Source organism: Segatella hominis (assembly GCF_004535825.1).
GTDB lineage: Bacteria > Bacteroidota > Bacteroidia > Bacteroidales > Bacteroidaceae > Prevotella > Prevotella hominis.
In genome coordinates this window covers 30,513-46,974 of sequence record NZ_SGVY01000016.1, presented here as the reverse complement: position 1 = coordinate 46,974, position 16,462 = coordinate 30,513, and the positions used below count along the sequence as shown (strand labels likewise).

General features: G+C 42.0%; 16 protein-coding genes. 4 read left to right on the top strand and 12 right to left on the bottom strand.

The features are described 5' to 3' along the window. Positions 1-200: 200 nt before the first annotated feature. Positions 201-872 (bottom strand): HAD family hydrolase, encoded by a 672-nt coding sequence (locus EXN75_RS07815; protein ID WP_134843391.1) that lies wholly within the window; start codon positions 870-872, stop codon positions 201-203. Between the two features lie 307 nt (positions 873-1,179). Between EXN75_RS07815 and mltG the strand changes: the two genes are divergently transcribed. The 3 genes from mltG to EXN75_RS07800 all read left to right on the top strand — a co-directional run bounded on the left by mltG (position 1,180) and on the right by EXN75_RS07800 (position 4,816). Then, a complete protein-coding gene (gene mltG, locus EXN75_RS07810) occupies positions 1,180-2,226 on the top strand; it encodes an endolytic transglycosylase MltG (RefSeq protein WP_134843361.1) in 1,047 nt (348 codons plus the stop codon). 107 nt (positions 2,227-2,333) lie between these two features. Next, positions 2,334-4,052, top strand: a complete 1,719-nt coding sequence (locus EXN75_RS07805; RefSeq protein ID WP_118115464.1) for a glutamine--tRNA ligase/YqeY domain fusion protein — start codon at positions 2,334-2,336, stop codon at positions 4,050-4,052. Between the two features lie 119 nt (positions 4,053-4,171). After that, complete coding sequence (locus tag EXN75_RS07800) at positions 4,172-4,816, top strand: DedA family protein (RefSeq protein ID WP_134843360.1); 645 nt, start codon at positions 4,172-4,174, stop codon at positions 4,814-4,816. A gap of 95 nt (positions 4,817-4,911) precedes the next feature. Here the strand turns inward: EXN75_RS07800 and EXN75_RS07795 are convergent, their stop codons facing one another. The 11 genes from EXN75_RS07795 to galE form a co-directional block, all read right to left on the bottom strand. Next, positions 4,912-5,979, bottom strand: a complete 1,068-nt coding sequence (locus EXN75_RS07795) for a mannose-1-phosphate guanylyltransferase (protein ID WP_118115468.1) — start codon at positions 5,977-5,979, stop codon at positions 4,912-4,914. A 131-nt stretch (positions 5,980-6,110) separates the two neighbouring features. Beyond that, positions 6,111-7,601 (bottom strand): xylulokinase, encoded by a 1,491-nt coding sequence (locus EXN75_RS07790; protein WP_134843359.1) that lies wholly within the window; start codon positions 7,599-7,601, stop codon positions 6,111-6,113. Between the two features lie 180 nt (positions 7,602-7,781). Beyond that, positions 7,782-8,135, bottom strand: a complete 354-nt coding sequence (locus EXN75_RS07785; RefSeq protein ID WP_022110756.1) for a hypothetical protein — start codon at positions 8,133-8,135, stop codon at positions 7,782-7,784. 78 nt (positions 8,136-8,213) lie between these two features. Beyond that, positions 8,214-8,537, bottom strand: a complete 324-nt coding sequence (locus EXN75_RS07780) for a winged helix-turn-helix domain-containing protein (RefSeq protein ID WP_022110755.1) — start codon at positions 8,535-8,537, stop codon at positions 8,214-8,216. Positions 8,538-8,765: 228 nt separating this feature from the next. Further along, complete coding sequence (aspS, locus tag EXN75_RS07775) at positions 8,766-10,523, bottom strand: aspartate--tRNA ligase (RefSeq protein ID WP_134843358.1); 1,758 nt, start codon at positions 10,521-10,523, stop codon at positions 8,766-8,768. A gap of 196 nt (positions 10,524-10,719) precedes the next feature. Then, positions 10,720-11,181 (bottom strand): hypothetical protein, encoded by a 462-nt coding sequence (locus EXN75_RS07770; protein WP_246031329.1) that lies wholly within the window; start codon positions 11,179-11,181, stop codon positions 10,720-10,722. A 15-nt stretch (positions 11,182-11,196) separates the two neighbouring features. Then, positions 11,197-11,586 carry a hypothetical protein gene (locus EXN75_RS07765; protein WP_134843357.1) on the bottom strand — a complete coding sequence of 130 codons (390 nt, stop codon included), beginning with the start codon at positions 11,584-11,586 and terminating at the stop codon, positions 11,197-11,199. A gap of 46 nt (positions 11,587-11,632) precedes the next feature. Then, complete coding sequence (locus tag EXN75_RS07760) at positions 11,633-12,181, bottom strand: RNA polymerase sigma factor (protein WP_118115480.1); 549 nt, start codon at positions 12,179-12,181, stop codon at positions 11,633-11,635. Next, positions 12,182-13,627, bottom strand: coding sequence for a L,D-transpeptidase family protein (locus EXN75_RS07755; protein ID WP_246031328.1), 1,446 nt, complete (start codon positions 13,625-13,627; stop codon positions 12,182-12,184). Positions 13,628-13,742: 115 nt separating this feature from the next. Further along, the gene (locus tag EXN75_RS07750) at positions 13,743-14,054 is read right to left on the bottom strand and encodes a T9SS type A sorting domain-containing protein (protein WP_134843356.1); all 312 of its coding nucleotides are present in this window, start codon (positions 14,052-14,054) and stop codon (positions 13,743-13,745) included. A gap of 104 nt (positions 14,055-14,158) precedes the next feature. Continuing rightward, positions 14,159-15,196, bottom strand: a complete 1,038-nt coding sequence (galE, locus tag EXN75_RS07745) for a UDP-glucose 4-epimerase GalE (RefSeq protein WP_118115484.1) — start codon at positions 15,194-15,196, stop codon at positions 14,159-14,161. Between the two features lie 297 nt (positions 15,197-15,493). On the opposite strand from galE, the gene EXN75_RS07740 reads away from it, so the two are divergent. Next, positions 15,494-16,366: a nucleoside phosphorylase gene (locus EXN75_RS07740; protein ID WP_134843355.1), complete on the top strand. Its 873-nt coding sequence runs from the start codon at positions 15,494-15,496 to the stop codon at positions 16,364-16,366. The last annotated feature ends 96 nt before the right edge of the window (positions 16,367-16,462 follow it).

Sequence of the window (16,462 nt, the reverse complement as noted above, 5' to 3'; positions counted from 1 at the left end):
GAAACCCAAACAGGCAAAGCTAAATTCCATATTTTTTTTAATCATTAGCAATGCCTGTTTGAGAGAATAATTATTTTTTTTGCTCTTTTTATTAATGCTTTATAGTTTGATAGAAACTTTTGTCGTACATAATTTTTGACGAGGTTAAGCGTCTGTTGATTTTAAGTTTTATCGAACTTAATTTTAGTCGCAAATGAGATTTATCGCAATTGTAGCGGATTCGTGATTAAAATGCTGGCTCCGTGCTCTATCAGAAAATCGTAATCGCGGAATCCCCAGAGAACGCTGATGCAAGGCATTTCGCAATTTCTGGCAGTCATAATATCCACATCACTATCTCCGATATAGACCGCTCCTTTCTTACTCGCCTGAAGTTGTTTCAGTGCAGCCATTACCGTGTCGGGTGCAGGTTTTTTGCGAATATCTTCTCTTTCACCGATTGCCACATCTACCAAATCTCCAAAGAAATGCTTGCACAGGGCTTGTGTTGCATCGTAGAACTTGTTGCTGACTACGGCAATTTTCTTACCCTTAGCTTTCAGACTTTCAAGCATTTCCATTACCCCCTCGTATGGTTTGGTAGAATCCAGGTTGTGAGCCATATAATGCTTGCGGAAGGTTTGATAAGTATCTTCGAATTTTGGATTTTGCAAGCCTTCAGGAATCGCACGTTCCATCAGTTTCTTTACCCCATTTCCTACAAAAAGTCTTACTTCCTCCAGTGTTCGCTCTGGCATTCCGTGAGTGCGCAAAGCGTAGTTGCAACTTGCTGCAAGATCTTCTAATGTTGATAGTAATGTTCCGTCTAAGTCAAAAATGTAGGTTTCGAAATTGAACCTGACATCTTGATTCGTTTGGACAGTATGGTTCATTCTATTACCATCTTGAATTCCATTTGTTGATAATCTTTCCATAACAATCTTTTTGAGTTTGAGTATATAATACTACTTTTTGCCTGCAAAGTTAAACAAAATCTTGTTAGCTTCGTCTATTTGAAATTATAATTAACCTATTTTTAATGCTATAATTTGGTCGTTTCCCATATTTAGTGTACTTTTGCATCATCAATTCAGGACAGTTACTCCCCAATGGTAGTACTTCAGGTTCGATTTAGGGAAAACGTCAATTTAAATGATTGATATTAAACACAAATCATTATAGACTCAAAACACAATTCGTATGAAAAAGAAAACATCAAAGTTGTATGTTTATGGAGCAATAGCATGCTTGCTGTTAATAGCAGGAATTGCTTATCTTTACTGTTTTTCTTCCTTCTCGAAGGAAAGCAAAACCGTATATATTTATATAGATGATGATGATAATATCGATTCCGTCTATACCAAGTTGAAGCCGATAGCCAATTCTTTACCATTCCAGGCTTTTCATACACTTACTCTCCATTCCAGTTATGCAGATCATATCAGAACGGGTAGATTTGCTATCAAACCAGGTAATGGTGCCCTTATCACCTGGAGACATCTCAAGAACGGCTTGCAGGAACCTGTCAATCTTACCATACCTTCTGTAAGAACGATGGACAGACTGGCTGGCGAAATCAGTAAGCGACTGATGCTTGACAGTGCAACTATTGCGAAGGCTCTTTATGATGAGTCTGTCTGCGAGAAATACGGTTATGATACTGCTACAATCGCATGTATGTTTATTCCAAATACCTATGATATTTATTGGAATGTGTCTTTGGACAAACTTTTAGACCGTATGCAGAAGGAAAGCAAAACTTTCTGGAATTTTGAGCGTACGGAAAAGGCGAAAGGAATGAAACTTACCCCTAATCAGGTGATTACACTTGCCAGCATTGTGGATGAGGAAACTGCCAATAATGCTGAGAAGCCGATGGTTGCGGGAATGTATTATAACCGTCTTACTTTGCGCAATGCAGAATATCCAGAAGGAATGCCTTTGCAGGCTGACCCAACCATCAAGTTTGCTTGGAAGAAATTTGAACTGAAGAGAATTTACAATAATCTGCTGCACATTAAGAGCCCGTATAATACTTATGTGAATACAGGTTTACCTCCAGGTCCAATTCGTATTCCTTCTATTGCCGGCATTGATGCCGTGCTGAATCATGTGCACCACGACTATTTATATATGTGTGCAAAAGAAGATTTCAGCGGTACTCATAATTTTGCAAAAACCTATCAGGAGCATATGCAAAATGCAGCAAAATACAGTAAAGCGCTGAATGAAAGAGGTATTAAATAGAAAAATAACTAAGTGAAACTCGATTTTGATGAAAAATAGTGCAATAAAAGCAAAAATCTTTGTATCTTTGCACCATCAATAACAAAATAAAACATATAATAGATAATATGGCATTAAATGAAGACAACTTGAACGAGGAAAAAAAGAGTATCTCGTTTGTAGAACAGTTTGTAGAAGAAGATCTACAAGAAGGTAAAAATGGTGGACGCATACAGACTCGTTTCCCACCTGAACCAAATGGCTATCTTCATATAGGTCATGCTAAGGCCATCTGTATGGACTTTGGTGTTGCCGATAAATACAACGGAATCTGTAATCTCCGCTTTGATGATACAAATCCAAGCAAGGAGAATAATGAATATGTAGAAAATATCCTCCAGGATATCCAGTGGTTAGGTTTCAAGTGGGGAAATATTTACTACGCTTCCGACTATTTTGAGAAATTGTGGGACTTTGCGATCTGGATGATCAAGAAGGGTCATGCATATGTTGATGAGCAGACTGCTGAGGAAATTGCTGCTCAGAAGGGAACTCCTACAACTCCTGGAACTGCCAGCCCATACCGTGATCGTCCGGTAGAAGAAAATCTCAAACTCTTCAATCAGATGAACACACCTGAGGCTGTGGAAGGTAGTATGGTTCTTCGTGCTAAGTTGGACATGGCTAATCCTAATATGCATTTCCGTGATCCTATCATCTATCGTATTATCCAGACTCCTCATCATCGCACTGGTACCAAATGGCACGCTTATCCAATGTATGATTTTGCCCATGGACAGAGCGACTATTTCGAGGGTGTAACCCACTCTATCTGTACTTTGGAATTTGTTCCTCACCGTCCTTTGTACGACAAGTTTGTGGACTACTTGAAAGAGATGGATGGAACTGCGGATAATCTCAAAGACAATCGCCCGCGCCAGATTGAGTTCAATCGCTTGAATCTTACCTATACTGTAATGAGCAAGCGTAAGCTCCACACTTTGGTTGATGAGCACTTGGTTAATGGATGGGATGATCCTCGTATGCCTACTCTTTGCGGTATGAGACGTCGCGGTTATTCTCCTGAAAGTATTCGCATGTTTATTGACAGCATTGGCTATACTAAGTTTGATGCTTTGAATGATATGGCTCTTCTGGAAGCTTCTGTTCGTGAGGATTTGAACAAGAAGGCTTGTCGTGTAAGTGCAGTCTTGAATCCAGTGAAGTTGGTTATTACCAATTATCCTGACGGACAGAGTGAGGAAATGGAAGCCATCAATAATCCAGAGAATGAGGCTGATGGTTCACACACCATTACTTTCTCTAAGAATTTGTGGATAGAGCGCGATGATTTTATGGAGGATGCTCCTAAGAAGTTCTTCCGCATGACTCCTGGTAAAGAGGTTCGCTTGAAGAATGCTTACATCGTTAAATGTACAGGATGCACGAAGGATGAGAATGGTAATGTGATTGAAATTCAGGCAGAGTACGACCCAATTAGCAAGAGCGGAATGGAAGGTGCTAACCGTAAGGTGAAGGGTACGCTTCACTGGGTTTCTGCTGATCATTGCGTGAAAGCAGAAGTTCGTGAGTACGACCGTCTCTTCTGTGTAGAAAATCCTTCTGCTGATGATAGAGACTTCCGTGAATTGCTCAATCCTAATAGTTTGCATGTTGACAATAATTGCTATATTGAGGAATATGCTGCAACCAAGAAACCTGGAGAATATCTCCAGTTCCAGCGTATTGGTTACTTCATGGCAGATTTGGATTCTACAGAGGCTAAACCTGTATTCAATAAGACCGTTGGTCTGAAGGATGCTTGGGCTAAGCAGAAAAAGAATTAATATGACACATTTAATTAGATGAAAATAAAATATCAAATACGTCTTTCAAATGATTTTTGGAAGATGTGTTTGATATTTTTTTGAATTTATATTTTATTAGAAAATCAAGAAAAATCAATATGAATACAGCAGATTTGTTTCTTTGGATTCTCGATAACTTAAATTATTGGGTAGTTCTCCTCTTTATGGCTATTGAGAGTTCCTTCATTCCTTTCCCATCCGAGGTTGTTGTTCCACCAGCAGCATGGAAAGCGATGGATCCTTCCAGTGGTATGAACTTTGTTTTGGTAGTTGTATTTGCTACTTTGGGTGCAAATTTAGGTGCTCTTATCAATTATTACCTTGCCAAATGGGTGGGAAGACCTATTGTTTATCGTTTTGCTGATAGCCGAATTGGTCACATGTGCCTGATAGATCGTGAGAAAGTTGAGAAAGCAGAAGAGTTTTTCCGCAAACATGGTGCTACTTCTACGATTTTCGGAAGATTGGTTCCTGCAGTAAGACAACTCATCAGTATTCCTGCGGGTTTGGCAGGAATGCACGTGGGAAAATTCTTGCTTTATACTACTATTGGTGCAGGTATTTGGAATACTGTTCTCGCCTTTATCGGTTGGGGAATTTATAAATATACTGATTATAAAACCACACAGGATGTTTATCAGCAGGCAGTGAAATACAGTCATGAAATCGGATATGTAATTTTGGCACTTGCAGTTGTGGTTGTTGCTTTTCTTGCCTATAAGGGATTAAAGAAGAGTAAGTAAAATTTTTGAAGACTTTCTAAAATGATTTACCCCCATTATGGTTTTATCAATAACCATAATGGGGGTAAAAAATAACTTGTCGGCATGATGACATGCTAATTCATTCCTGAGAAGAATTTGATATTCTGCTCTTCTGACATTTTACAAATCAGCAGCGTACCATTTTCTTCGGCAATAATGTAACCTTCAAGACCCTGAATAACCACTTTCTTTTCATTGAGCGTGTGAACGATATTATTCTTGGAATCTATCATCTGAATATTGTTTCCGATGGTTGCATTTCCGTTTGCATCTTTTTTTGATTGAACCAGCAGGCTACCCCATGTTCCCAAGTCACTCCATCCGAAATCAGCAGGGAATACGAAGATTTCCTCTGCTTTTTCCATGATAGCGTAGTCTATGGAAATGTTCTCACATTCAGGATAACGCAAATCTATCTGCTCCTGTTCCTTTTCTGTGCCATAGATACTGCGCATGCTTTCAAAAATCTTGGCAATTCCTGGCTGGTAAACACGGAATGCGTTTACGATAGTGGCTGCACTCATGATGAAAATACCAGCGTTCCAGAAGAAGTTATGGTCTTTTACATACTTCTCTGCAGTTGCCAAATCTGGTTTTTCCTTGAACTGGTCAACACGGAAGATTTCTCTGTTTCTTGCAGAAGGAGTACTCAAATCACCCTGTATGTAACCGTAACCTGTCTCAGGACGGGTTGGCTTCATACCCAAAGTTACGATACTGTCAGTTTCACCGGTAAACTTCAATGCGGAAGTAATGACGCGTCTGAACTCGTTACAATTGTTAACGATGTGATCAGAAGGAGTCACTACAATATTGGCGCGAGCATCTTTTTCCTTAATGCGCCAACTGATATAGGCAACACAAGGAGCCGTATTTCTTCTGCAAGGTTCCTGCAGAATATTACCTTCAGGAATCTCTGGCAACTGCTCATGTACCAGAGCTGCATATTTCTTGTTTGTAACTACCCAAACATTTTCAGGTTTACAAACACCTTCAAATCTATCAAATGTGAGTTGCAATAGAGAGCGACCTGTTCCTAAAACATCGATAAACTGCTTGGGCTTATCCTCTGTACTCATAGGCCAGAATCTACTGCCTACTCCGCCAGCCATAATGACGAGATGATTATTGTTGTTAGCCATACCTATAATTTTACATAATATAATGTTGCAAAGGTAGCAAAAATGTTTTAAAAAAACAAATTTAGGGGAAAGAAAAACCTCTTGCCCCTAAATTTTATTTTATAAAACGTAAATTTTACTGGGAAAACCTTTTAAATCAGCGTTTTCAATTCCTTTTTCCATTCAGCGTAAGCCTCCAGATATGCAGCACGGTTACTTTCGTCCGGTTCGATAACTGCCAATTTCTTCAATGTAGAGAAAGCCTCGTCATGATCCTTGTAGATACCAGCACCAATACCAGCACCCTTTGCAGCACCTGCACTACCGTCGGTTTCGTAGAGTTCTATGGTTGCTCCACTTACTCCAGCCAATGTATCTCTGAAGATAGGGCTCAGGAACATATTAGCCTTTCCTGCATGGATTTTCTTAATGTCCATACCCATCTCCTGCATGATTTCCATACCATAGCAGAAACTGAAAACAATGCCTTCCTGTGAAGCGCGTACGATGTGGGCACGATTGTGCTTGTTGAAGTTCAAGCCACGGATAGAACAGCCAACTTCCTGATTTTCAAGCACTCTTTCAGCTCCATTTCCGAATGGAATGATCTTGACTCCTTCACTACCGATGGCTACTTGAGAAGCCAGCTCGTTCATATCTGCGTAACTGATGTCTGGAGTGATGTTTCTGTGAACCCAAGCATTGAGAATACCGGTTCCGTTGATGCAGAGTAAGACGCCCAGACGGTCTAAGTCTGTGGTGTAGTTAGCATGAGCAAAAGTATTCACGCGACTTTTTGGGTCATAATTGACATCTCCCAAAACGCCATAGACCACACCAGATGTTCCAGCAGTACTTGCAATTTCACCAGGGTTGAAAACATTCAGGCTGACTGCATTATTAGGCTGATCTCCTGCACGATATGAAATAGGAGTTCCCTCTTTGAGTCCGAGTTCATCAGCAGCTGCTTTGGATACGTAGCTCTGAACAGAGAATGTTGGAGCGATTTCTGGGAGAATATCCTCGCTGAATCCGAAATAGTCCAAGAGGAATTTAGCTGGTTTCTTGGCTGCGAAATCCCACATCATTCCTTCAGACAGACCGCTGATGGTTGTCTTCACTTCGCCGGAAAGTTTCATGGCAATATAATCTCCAGGAAGCATGATCTTGTCTATCTTGTCATATATTTCAGGCTCATTTTCTTTCACCCAAGCTAATTTAGAAGCCGTGAAATTACCAGGTGAGTTAAGGAGTCTTGACAAACAGGTGTCCTCACCTAAATTGTGGAAAGCATCTTCGCCATAAGGTACTGCACGCGAATCGCACCAGATAATGCTTGGTCGCAAAACCTGTTGCTGCTTGTCCACGCACACCAGTCCGTGCATCTGATAAGAAATACCGATAGCTAAAATATCTTCGCCTTTAGCGCCCGTTTCAGCCATGATTTTCTGAAGTGAGCGTTTCGCATTTTCCCACCACATATTTGGATCCTGTTCAGCCCAACCTGCTTTTACCGCCATGATAGGAGCTTCGTGTTCAGGGAAAAACGCAGAAGCTGCGATTTCGCCATTGTCAACATCTGTAAGAGAAGCTTTTACAGAACTGGAACCTACGTCAAAACCTAATAAGTATCTTCTTGCCATAATTCATCAATTTATTTAAGTTATTTATTTTTTTTAGATAATACGAATAAAAAACTGAAATCCCTATTTTTTTCTTGAAAAAAGCAAGATTTTATAAGAGTAAGAGCTGTTTTAGTATGATAAAAAGCGGTCGCAGTAACAAGGGATGATTGAAATTTAGTCAAACTGGGAATGAAGACTCTAATCAAATAGAGTCAGGGATAACTGAGAATCTGAAGAATTATTAGCTTTAGTAGATTCATCAAAATCCGTCTGTTCTTTCTGTGGAGAAAATTTCAAGATCAACTGCTCAGCCAATTTATCTTTAAAGTTGAGTTTGTAAACTCCATGACCACTCCCCTTTTCTATGATAGAAGAAGGGTTTTTCGCATTTTTGATGAGAAATTGGGAAACATAAGAATGAACGTCCTTGTAATTCAATGGTGTAAACATAGAATTACAAGAATTAAACACATGACGGGCAATCTTTTCAGTTTTGAGACCATTATCGCCTGCCAAAGTTAGAATTCTCAAAATTTCCTGATCAAAATTCATTTAACGCGAGTTTTTTTATGCGTACATAAAAGAAACCGCGGCATTTAGAAATGTCGCGGCAACTTGGAATCATTTTATTTATGCGAGAGCAACCTTGTTGTCCTCATCTTTAATCTTACCCTCTTTGAGAAGCCAACCAATTCCAAGAATTGCATCTTCTGTTGAAATCTTAGCCATCTCAGCAACTTCTGTAAGAGAAAGAGCTTTATCTGCTGCTGCCAAAGCCTGGTAAACATCACCAGCTCTGAAACCAGCGTTCTCTGCATTCAAGAAGATTGTTTCCTTCTTTTCTGCTGTTGTTTTCTTGGTTGCAGTAGTTTTCTTAGCTACTGGAGCCTTCTTTGTAGCAGTAGCGGTTTTCTTAGCTGCTGCTGTTTTTTTTGTTGCTTTCTTTTCTACCATGTTTTATTGTAAATAATTGTTATATTAGGAAATTTGATACCTATTAAGGTTTTTCTTAATTTCTTAATTCCCTTTATAAAAAAATCATCGTTTCTGTTGGCAAATATACGACTTTTTATTGATTTTTTAGTGTTTTTTTGAAAGAAAGTGCCTTTAAATGCAAAAAAGAGTTTCATTTTTTGATGTAAATCAAGAAATGAAACTCTTAATATGTTATTTTTGAAGCATTTACGCCTTTAAGTCTAATTTAATTTCCAACTCGTCCAACTGCTTTGGATCCAGCTCAGAAGGAGCGTCCAGCATCACGTCACGACCCGAGTTGTTCTTAGGGAATGCAATGCAGTCACGGATACTGTCGAGACCAGCCAGGATGCTTACGAAACGGTCGAGACCGAAAGCAAGTCCTGCATGAGGTGGTGCTCCATATTTGAATGCGTTCATCAGGAAGCCAAACTGAGCCTCTGCACGCTCTGGTGTGAAGCCGAGAACCTCAAACATCTTCTCCTGAAGAGCAGTGTCGTGGATACGGAGGGAACCTCCACCCACTTCAATACCATTACATACGAAGTCGTAAGCCTTGGCACGTACCTGCTCAGGATGTTCATCCAAGAGAGGAATATCATCTGGATTTGGCATAGTGAACGGATGGTGAGTAGCCATCAGGCGCTGCTCTTCATCGCTCCACTCAAACAATGGGAAGTCAATAATCCAGAGACACTTGAACACGTTCTTGTCGCGCAAGCCCAAGCGGTCGCCCATTTCCAAACGGAGAGAGCAGAGCTGAACACGAGTCTTGTTTGCGTTGTCGCCGCTGAGAATAAGAACCAGGTCGCCGTCTTTAGCGCCCATCACTTCCTTGATCTCAGCCAATACTTCTGGAGAGTAGAACTTGTCGATGCTGCTCTTCACAGTACCGTCAGCATTGTACTTGATGTAGACGAGACCCTTGGCGCCAACCTGTGGTCGCTTAACGAAGTCTGTGAGTTCATTGAGTTGCTTGCGACTATAGTCTGCACAACCAGGAACACAAATACCACCGATATATTTAGCCTCGTCAAAGACAGAGAATTCACCCTTGCCAGCAAAAGCGTCCTTCAGTTCAACGAATTCCATTCCGAAACGCAAGTCTGGTTTATCACTACCAAATCTACGCATCGCCTCGTGCCAAGTCATTTGTTCCAACTTTGGCAATTCCACGCCACGGATTTCCTTGAACAGGTGGCGAGCCATTTCCTCAAACAGATTGATGACGTCGTCCTGATCAACAAAACTCATCTCGCAGTCAATCTGAGTGAACTCAGGCTGACGGTCAGCACGCAAGTCTTCATCACGGAAGCACTTTGCAATCTGGAAGTAGCGGTCGAAACCAGCCACCATCAAGAGCTGCTTCAAAGTCTGAGGACTCTGTGGCAGAGCGTAGAATTGACCAGGGTTCATACGTGAAGGAACCACGAAGTCGCGAGCACCCTCTGGAGTACTTCCGATAAGGATAGGAGTCTCCACTTCCATGAAATTATAATTGTCGAGGAAGTTACGGATGAGGATGGTCATGCGGTGGCGCAATTCCAGATTCTTACGCACAGCAGGGCGGCGCAAGTCCAGATAGCGGTATTTCATACGAATATCATCACCGCCATCAGTATTGTCTTCTATTGTAAAAGGAGGAGTCTGGCTCTTAGAAAGAACATTGAGTTCCTTGGCAAGGATTTCAATGTCACCAGTATCCATCTTTGGATTTTTGCTCTGACGTTCGCTTACGAGACCCTTTACCTGGATACAGAATTCACGACCAAGTTTGTTGGCCGCCTCACATAAGTTCATGTCATCAGCTTCGTTGAAAACGATCTGTGTGATTCCGTATCGGTCACGCACGTCAACGAAGGTCATACCGCCCATCTTACGAGAGCGCTGAACCCAACCGGCAAGTGTTACTTCCTTGCCTGCATCAGAGAGTCTGAGCTCTCCACAAGTATTCGTTCTATACATTATCTTATTATGTAAATTGTTTCTGAACTGCAAAATTACAATATTTACTGGAAAGAACAAAAAAAAATCGCAAAAATATTCCATATAAATACTTTTGCGATTCAATTTGTGGGGTTTATCTGTTCTTTTTGCAGTTTTATCTTGCTGGAAAAAGGGATTCCTTCTTGTAAGAAAACAATTCTCGATAACAGAAGAACTATTTCATTTTCTTGAAAATCTGTCTGTGGAATTTTTCTTCGGCTTTGATGATGGATAATACCTTGTTGGCAGGTAGCATCATGAGAAATCTTCCATGATATTCCTGCTGTAACTGTTTGATTTGTATATCCAGTTCATCCTGTTTTCTGATAGCCTCTTCACAAGCTTCATTGTCTTTCGGATTGATCATGCGGAGTCGGCGCATTTCATCAAAAAGCGCTCTTTGCTTCTTCATCATCTGGCGGTAAACCGGGAAGAATGAAGCTGCCTGGGATGGGGACAGACAGGCATTGACTGTGATGAACTGCTCCAGATCTGCCTCAAATTTTGCAGGATTGAATGGAGGGCGCTTTCTGTGCTGACCGTTAGCCACACCAAAAGTGCACAACATCAGAATTATGAGCACGGTTGTTCTCAAGATCTGTCCCATACTGCATTTTAAAATATTTTTCTTCATCATTGTTCTTTACTGCTTTTAAAAGTTTTCTCCCACCAGCGAAGCATAAATCGTCTGATTGTCCATCATGGTGTAATCAGCCATCTGGTCGAAAGTACCATATTCAGAGCCAGTGGTAGCTTGATGTAATGGGCAGGAGGATACTGTGTTCCCCTTGTCTGAATGAGTATGATTGCTCATCCAAAGGCTGCCGGCTCCAATAACCAGTACAGCTCCAACGGCTGCAGCCACCTTTTTGATAGGCAGACGGTTCCACCATGTGGCAGGGTGCATCTCTATAACGCGGGCTTCTGATTCTGGCAACAAATCCATCATCTGATCCGTAAAGGATTCAAAATAACCTTCCGGAACAGAAAAATGATTGGCTTTACCAAACTTATCTATCAATATTTTTTCTTCTTTCTTCATACATCTTCTCTTTTTATTATATCTGACGTAACTGATTAGAAAAAGTTTAATCTTTATTCTCAAAATATTCCGTGATTTTTTTCACGGCCAGATGATACGATGCTTTCAGGGCTCCTTCACTGGTGTTCAGTATCTTACTGATTTCTGAGTATTTCATGTCCTCGAAGTATTTCATCGTGAAAACGGTGCGCTGAACTTCGGGCAGTTTAGAGACGACTTCCTGCAGTTGGGCCTGTGTTTCATCGCCATCAAAATAGTTGTCTGCCAATAGCTGGTTGGCTACTCCAGCATTTTCTATCTCGCTGGCCATTCCCTCCTGCTTTCTTTTCCTGAGAAAGTCGAGCGATTCATTGACCGCAATCCTGTAAAGCCAGGTGCTGAGGGAAGATTTGCCCTGGAAAGTTTCCAAATTTTTCCAGGCTTTTAGAAAAACATTCTGCAAAACATCATTAGCGTCTTCATGAGTGAGTACGATATGGCGAACCTTCCAATACAGTTGCTCGCTATATTGTTGCACCATGGCCGAGAACCCTTCCCTTCTGGTGGCAGGTTCCCGGAGCATGTAAACCAGTTCATTATCAGAAATACTCTTCATTTAACGGTAATTTTTTATGAGATATTGGTATATGGCCTTGTCAAATCCATATACGTCAGGATATTCCGACCATCCTGCTGGAGTGTTTCCTTTCGTTGGATAGATGGTGTAATAAGCCAGATACAAGGGTACTGTGGGTTCCACTTTGATGGAGTGGATGATTCTCTTCTTGTCGTTCAGCGAATCAGTCGTCATGCAGTAGTTGAGATTATCCAAAAACTTCTCGCTCTTGTCCTTCAGAATGAACTTGGCCAGTTCGAAAGGCTTTTCCACTCTTACGCAGCCATGAGAAACTCCCCTATTCTGCTGCTTGAAGAAATCGCGGTTGGAGGTGTCGTGCAGATAGACGGAGAAATTATTGTCAAATCTGAAAATCAGTCTGCCCAGGCTGTTGCCCTTTCCTCCTCTTTGCACCACTGCGTACATCGGATCGCGAAGTAGTCCTGCGTGTACTTGGTTCATATTCAGTTCCTTGCCTGTCCGTCTGTCCATGACGTAAAAACCGCGGCGCTTGCAATAGGAACGGCTGAAGTAATGAATCATGTCTTTTTCGATGATGCTTCTCGGTACAATCCACACAGGATTCACGTCCATGCGCTTGATGGTGCTGGTGAGCAAAGGGGTTTTGGTCTCTGTGGTTCCGCAACCGATGCGCATGGTGAGCGTGTCTTTTTCGTCAACGGCCATCAGATGGAAGGAAGGGATGTTCACCATGATGTATTTTTTGTGCTTCTGCGGATAGTCTTTCAGTCGCCATCTTGCCCGCTCCATGTTGCAGAGCAGCTTGGCTTGCCAGTCTTTCGAACCCTGTTTAGCGGCAACTTCCTTGGCCAGTTCACGATAGAAAGTGCCTGCAGGTTGAATTTCGCTGAGGAAAACCGGAACGGAATCTTTCTCTATCTTGCGCAGGGCCATTTGATAAAAACCATCATCAGGTAAATCCATCTTGATGTCAAAAAGTCCTCTGTATCTTACCGGTCTGCGGATGGTGTCTGGTCTGTGCGGCTTGAGTGTGTCGAGCCTGTTGAGCAGAAAAGAAGGATTCGTGTAGCCAAATCTCTGTCCTGTAGCGTATCTCAGATAAGCCTTGGTCAATTTGTATTCCAATCTGCCGAAGACGTGGTTGATGGGATGAGCTTCGTCAAACCCCATCTCGCGTGTGATTTGGATGTCGTTCTGGATGTCCTTTACGCAGAATCTGTTGGGTGAAAATCCCATTTCTCCTACGGTCTGAAGATATCTGAGCAGCGTGTCGGCCTGAGAGGTAAGGCCATGACGATTAATCCACAAGAAGTTGCCCTCCTGTCGATAATACTTTCTTGTGCGAATGTCTGCCGCCAGTTCGTCCTTATCGCTTCTTATCAGACTGTCTATGACATTTCTCACCTCCATCGAGCGGATAGACATGCAGTCGTCTCCGAATTTCCGGTAGTCTTCAAGTGTCACATTTCTGGTAGTACAAACCACTTTTTCCTCACATGAAGAAAAGAGTTCACATGAGGAAAAGATGAAAAGCAACAAGGACAAATTATATAAAATCCTCTTGATTTTCACATTAATACTATCGTTTCACACTGATTTTACGAGCCACAGAACCCACCTTCACAATGTAGCAATTGGCTGGAAGGTTCAACTCTATTCTCTTGTCGCTGCTGTCAATTCTTCCCTCATAAACCTTCTGGCCTACGATGTTATAGACAGAAACGCTGAGCCCTGCTGCACCGGTAATATGCAACACGCCATTATTAAAACTGATTCCTACCTGATTGAAGTCGGTAGCATTGACTTCGATGATAGGGTCAGCTGCTGCCTTGAAATTGCCGCCCATCAGCATAGCTGAAGCGAACAGTATATAAAGTAATTTTCTTGTCATAAGCGCTTATTATTTATGGATTAAGATGATATTGCAAAAGTAATAAAAAAAGTAGAACCTGATATGATTCAAGTTCTACTTTTAATATTATTTAATATATCAAATTACATAATTCCGTCAGCGCGAAGCTTCTCCTGCCATTTCCATGCAGAAGCCAAAACATCCTCCAACTTAGCCTCAGCCTTCCAGCCTAACACCTCGTTGGCCTTGGTGCAGTCTCCCCAAATCTTCTCAATATCACCCTCACGGCGAGGACCATATTTCCAGTTCAGTTTCACGCCAGTAGCCTTCTCGAAAGTCTCAACGATTTCCAGAGTAGAGTTACCGTTGCCAGTACCGATGTTGAAGTACTCGATAGGCTCAGTCTCCTTGTCCAGTACGCGAGCCATGGCAGCTACGTGAGCCTTGGCCAGATCCACTACATAGATGTAGTCGCGGATGCAGGTTCCGTCAGGAGTATCGTAGTCATTGCCGAAGATGGTGAGTTCCTTGCGAATGCCCATCGCAGTCTGAGTAACGTAAGGGATGAGGTTGTTTGGAACGCCGTTTGGCAACTCGCCGATTTCAGCAGATGGGTGTGCGCCGATTGGGTTGAAATATCTCAGCACGATGCTCTTGATGTTAGCACCGCTGTGGATGTAGTCGGCGATAATCTGCTCGTTGATTTCCTTGGTGTTTCCATAAGGAGAGGTAGCCTTCTGATGAGGAGCCTCTTCGGTAACAGGAAGGTTTTCAGGCTTTGGCTGACCATAAACGGTGCAGCTGGAAGAGAAGATGATTCCCTTGACATCGTACTTAGGCATCAGTTCCAGAAGGTTGATGAGCGATACGATATTGTTGCGGTAATAGAGCAATGGCTTCTGCACGCTCTCGCCTACTGCCTTGCTGGCAGCGAAATGGATAATACCCTCGATAGCTGGGTATTTCTGGAATACAGCCTCTGTGGCAGCCTTGTCACGCAAATCCACCTGCTCGAAAGCTGGGCGAATACCTGTAATCTTCTCAATGCCGTCCAATACTTCAATCTTAGAATTTGAAAGATCATCTACGATCACTACGTTATAGCCTGCCTGTTGCAACTCTACTGTAGTATGGCTTCCTATGAAACCAGTACCACCTGTTACCAAAATTGTCTGTTTCATTTTTAGAGTTTTGTTTCGTTGAATAATTGATTTCTGTGGGCAAAAGTACTCCTTTTTTTTGAAACGACAAAATAAATGCGGAATTTTTTCGTGTAAACAAACAATTTTCTTTTTATCACATGGATTGTGACGGATTTAAAATGATTTTGATGGATGCTTAATAATAGGAAACGTTTCAGATTTCGTCCCCTCTCTACAAAACTATAATAATTCTTAAAGAAAGAACCAAGTATCAGAATTTTTTTCTACCTTTGTATTTTAAAAATTTTAATATCATTCATTAAACACGAGAAAAATATGGCAAAGTATTTCGCAGAATCAGAATTGATTATCAATGAAGACGGCAGTTGCTTCCATCTTCATTTGCGCCCAGAACAAGTGGCTGATAAGGTTATATTAGTTGGCGACCCTGGCAGAGTGGCTCTCGTTGCCTCCCACTTTGAGGAAAAGGAATGCGAGGTCTCAAGCCGTGAGTTCCATGCCATTACGGGTACTTATCAGGGAAAACGCATCACCGTGCAGAGTACGGGCATCGGATGCGATAATATAGATATTGTGGTCAATGAGTTGGATGCTTTGAAGAACATCGACTTCAAGACCCGCACCGAGAAACCTGAGCACACCACCCTCACCCTCGTGCGCATCGGCACCTGCGGCGGTTTGCAGCCAGAGTGTCCGGAAGGCACCTTTGTGGCTTCACAGAAGAGTATCGGTTTCGACGGACTCATCAATTTCTATGCCCGCCGCAATGAGATCTGTGACCTCGAGACAGAGGCTGAATTCAAGCGCCAGGTGAAGTGGATAGACCAGATAGGAAATCCATACTGCGTCGATAATAATAAGGAGTTGCTGGAACAGATTGCTGCCGATGATATGGTGAGAGGAATTACCATTGCCTGTGGCGGATTCTATGGCCCTCAGGGCAGAGAACTCCGTGCTCCACTCGCCGATCCGGAACTTAATGCAAAGATTGAGGCATTTGAGTATAAAGGATTGCGTGTCAACAACTTCGAGATGGAAAGCTCAGCGCTTGCTGGTCTTTCTCTGCTGCTCGGCCATAAGGCTTTAACCTGCTGCATGGTAATAGCCAACCGCCGCGCCAAGCGTGCTAATACAGGATATAAGAGTACGATCGACAATCTGATCAAGGTGGTGCTCGACAGAATTTAGTTGAAAGGCTTTTTTAAAGGTAAAAAAGTAAAAAGGTAAAAAGGTAAAAAAGTACAAATTAAAAAAGTACAAATTTAAAAGGGAAATATATAAAAA

Excerpts from the sequence above, each read along its gene's own strand:
- EXN75_RS07790 (WP_134843359.1), bottom strand. The coding sequence starts at position 7,601 with ATGGCAAGAAGATACTTATTAGGTTTTGACGTAGGTTCCAGTTCTGTA.
- EXN75_RS07740 (WP_134843355.1), top strand. The coding sequence starts at position 15,494 with ATGGCAAAGTATTTCGCAGAATCAGAATTGATTATCAATGAAGACGGC.
- EXN75_RS07815 (WP_134843391.1), bottom strand. The coding sequence starts at position 872 with ATGAACCATACTGTCCAAACGAATCAAGATGTCAGGTTCAATTTCGAA.
- EXN75_RS07795 (WP_118115468.1), bottom strand. The coding sequence starts at position 5,979 with ATGGCTAACAACAATAATCATCTCGTCATTATGGCTGGCGGAGTAGGC.
- EXN75_RS07765 (WP_134843357.1), bottom strand. The coding sequence starts at position 11,586 with ATGAAGAAAGAAGAAAAAATATTGATAGATAAGTTTGGTAAAGCCAAT.
- aspS (WP_134843358.1), bottom strand. The coding sequence starts at position 10,523 with ATGTATAGAACGAATACTTGTGGAGAGCTCAGACTCTCTGATGCAGGC.
- EXN75_RS07800 (WP_134843360.1), top strand. The coding sequence starts at position 4,172 with ATGAATACAGCAGATTTGTTTCTTTGGATTCTCGATAACTTAAATTAT.
- EXN75_RS07760 (WP_118115480.1), bottom strand. The coding sequence starts at position 12,181 with ATGAAGAGTATTTCTGATAATGAACTGGTTTACATGCTCCGGGAACCT.
- EXN75_RS07785 (WP_022110756.1), bottom strand. The coding sequence starts at position 8,135 with ATGAATTTTGATCAGGAAATTTTGAGAATTCTAACTTTGGCAGGCGAT.
- EXN75_RS07805 (WP_118115464.1), top strand. The coding sequence starts at position 2,334 with ATGGCATTAAATGAAGACAACTTGAACGAGGAAAAAAAGAGTATCTCG.
- EXN75_RS07770 (WP_246031329.1), bottom strand. The coding sequence starts at position 11,181 with ATGATGAAGAAAAATATTTTAAAATGCAGTATGGGACAGATCTTGAGA.
- EXN75_RS07750 (WP_134843356.1), bottom strand. The coding sequence starts at position 14,054 with ATGACAAGAAAATTACTTTATATACTGTTCGCTTCAGCTATGCTGATG.
- galE (WP_118115484.1), bottom strand. The coding sequence starts at position 15,196 with ATGAAACAGACAATTTTGGTAACAGGTGGTACTGGTTTCATAGGAAGC.
- mltG (WP_134843361.1), top strand. The coding sequence starts at position 1,180 with ATGAAAAAGAAAACATCAAAGTTGTATGTTTATGGAGCAATAGCATGC.
- EXN75_RS07780 (WP_022110755.1), bottom strand. The coding sequence starts at position 8,537 with ATGGTAGAAAAGAAAGCAACAAAAAAAACAGCAGCAGCTAAGAAAACC.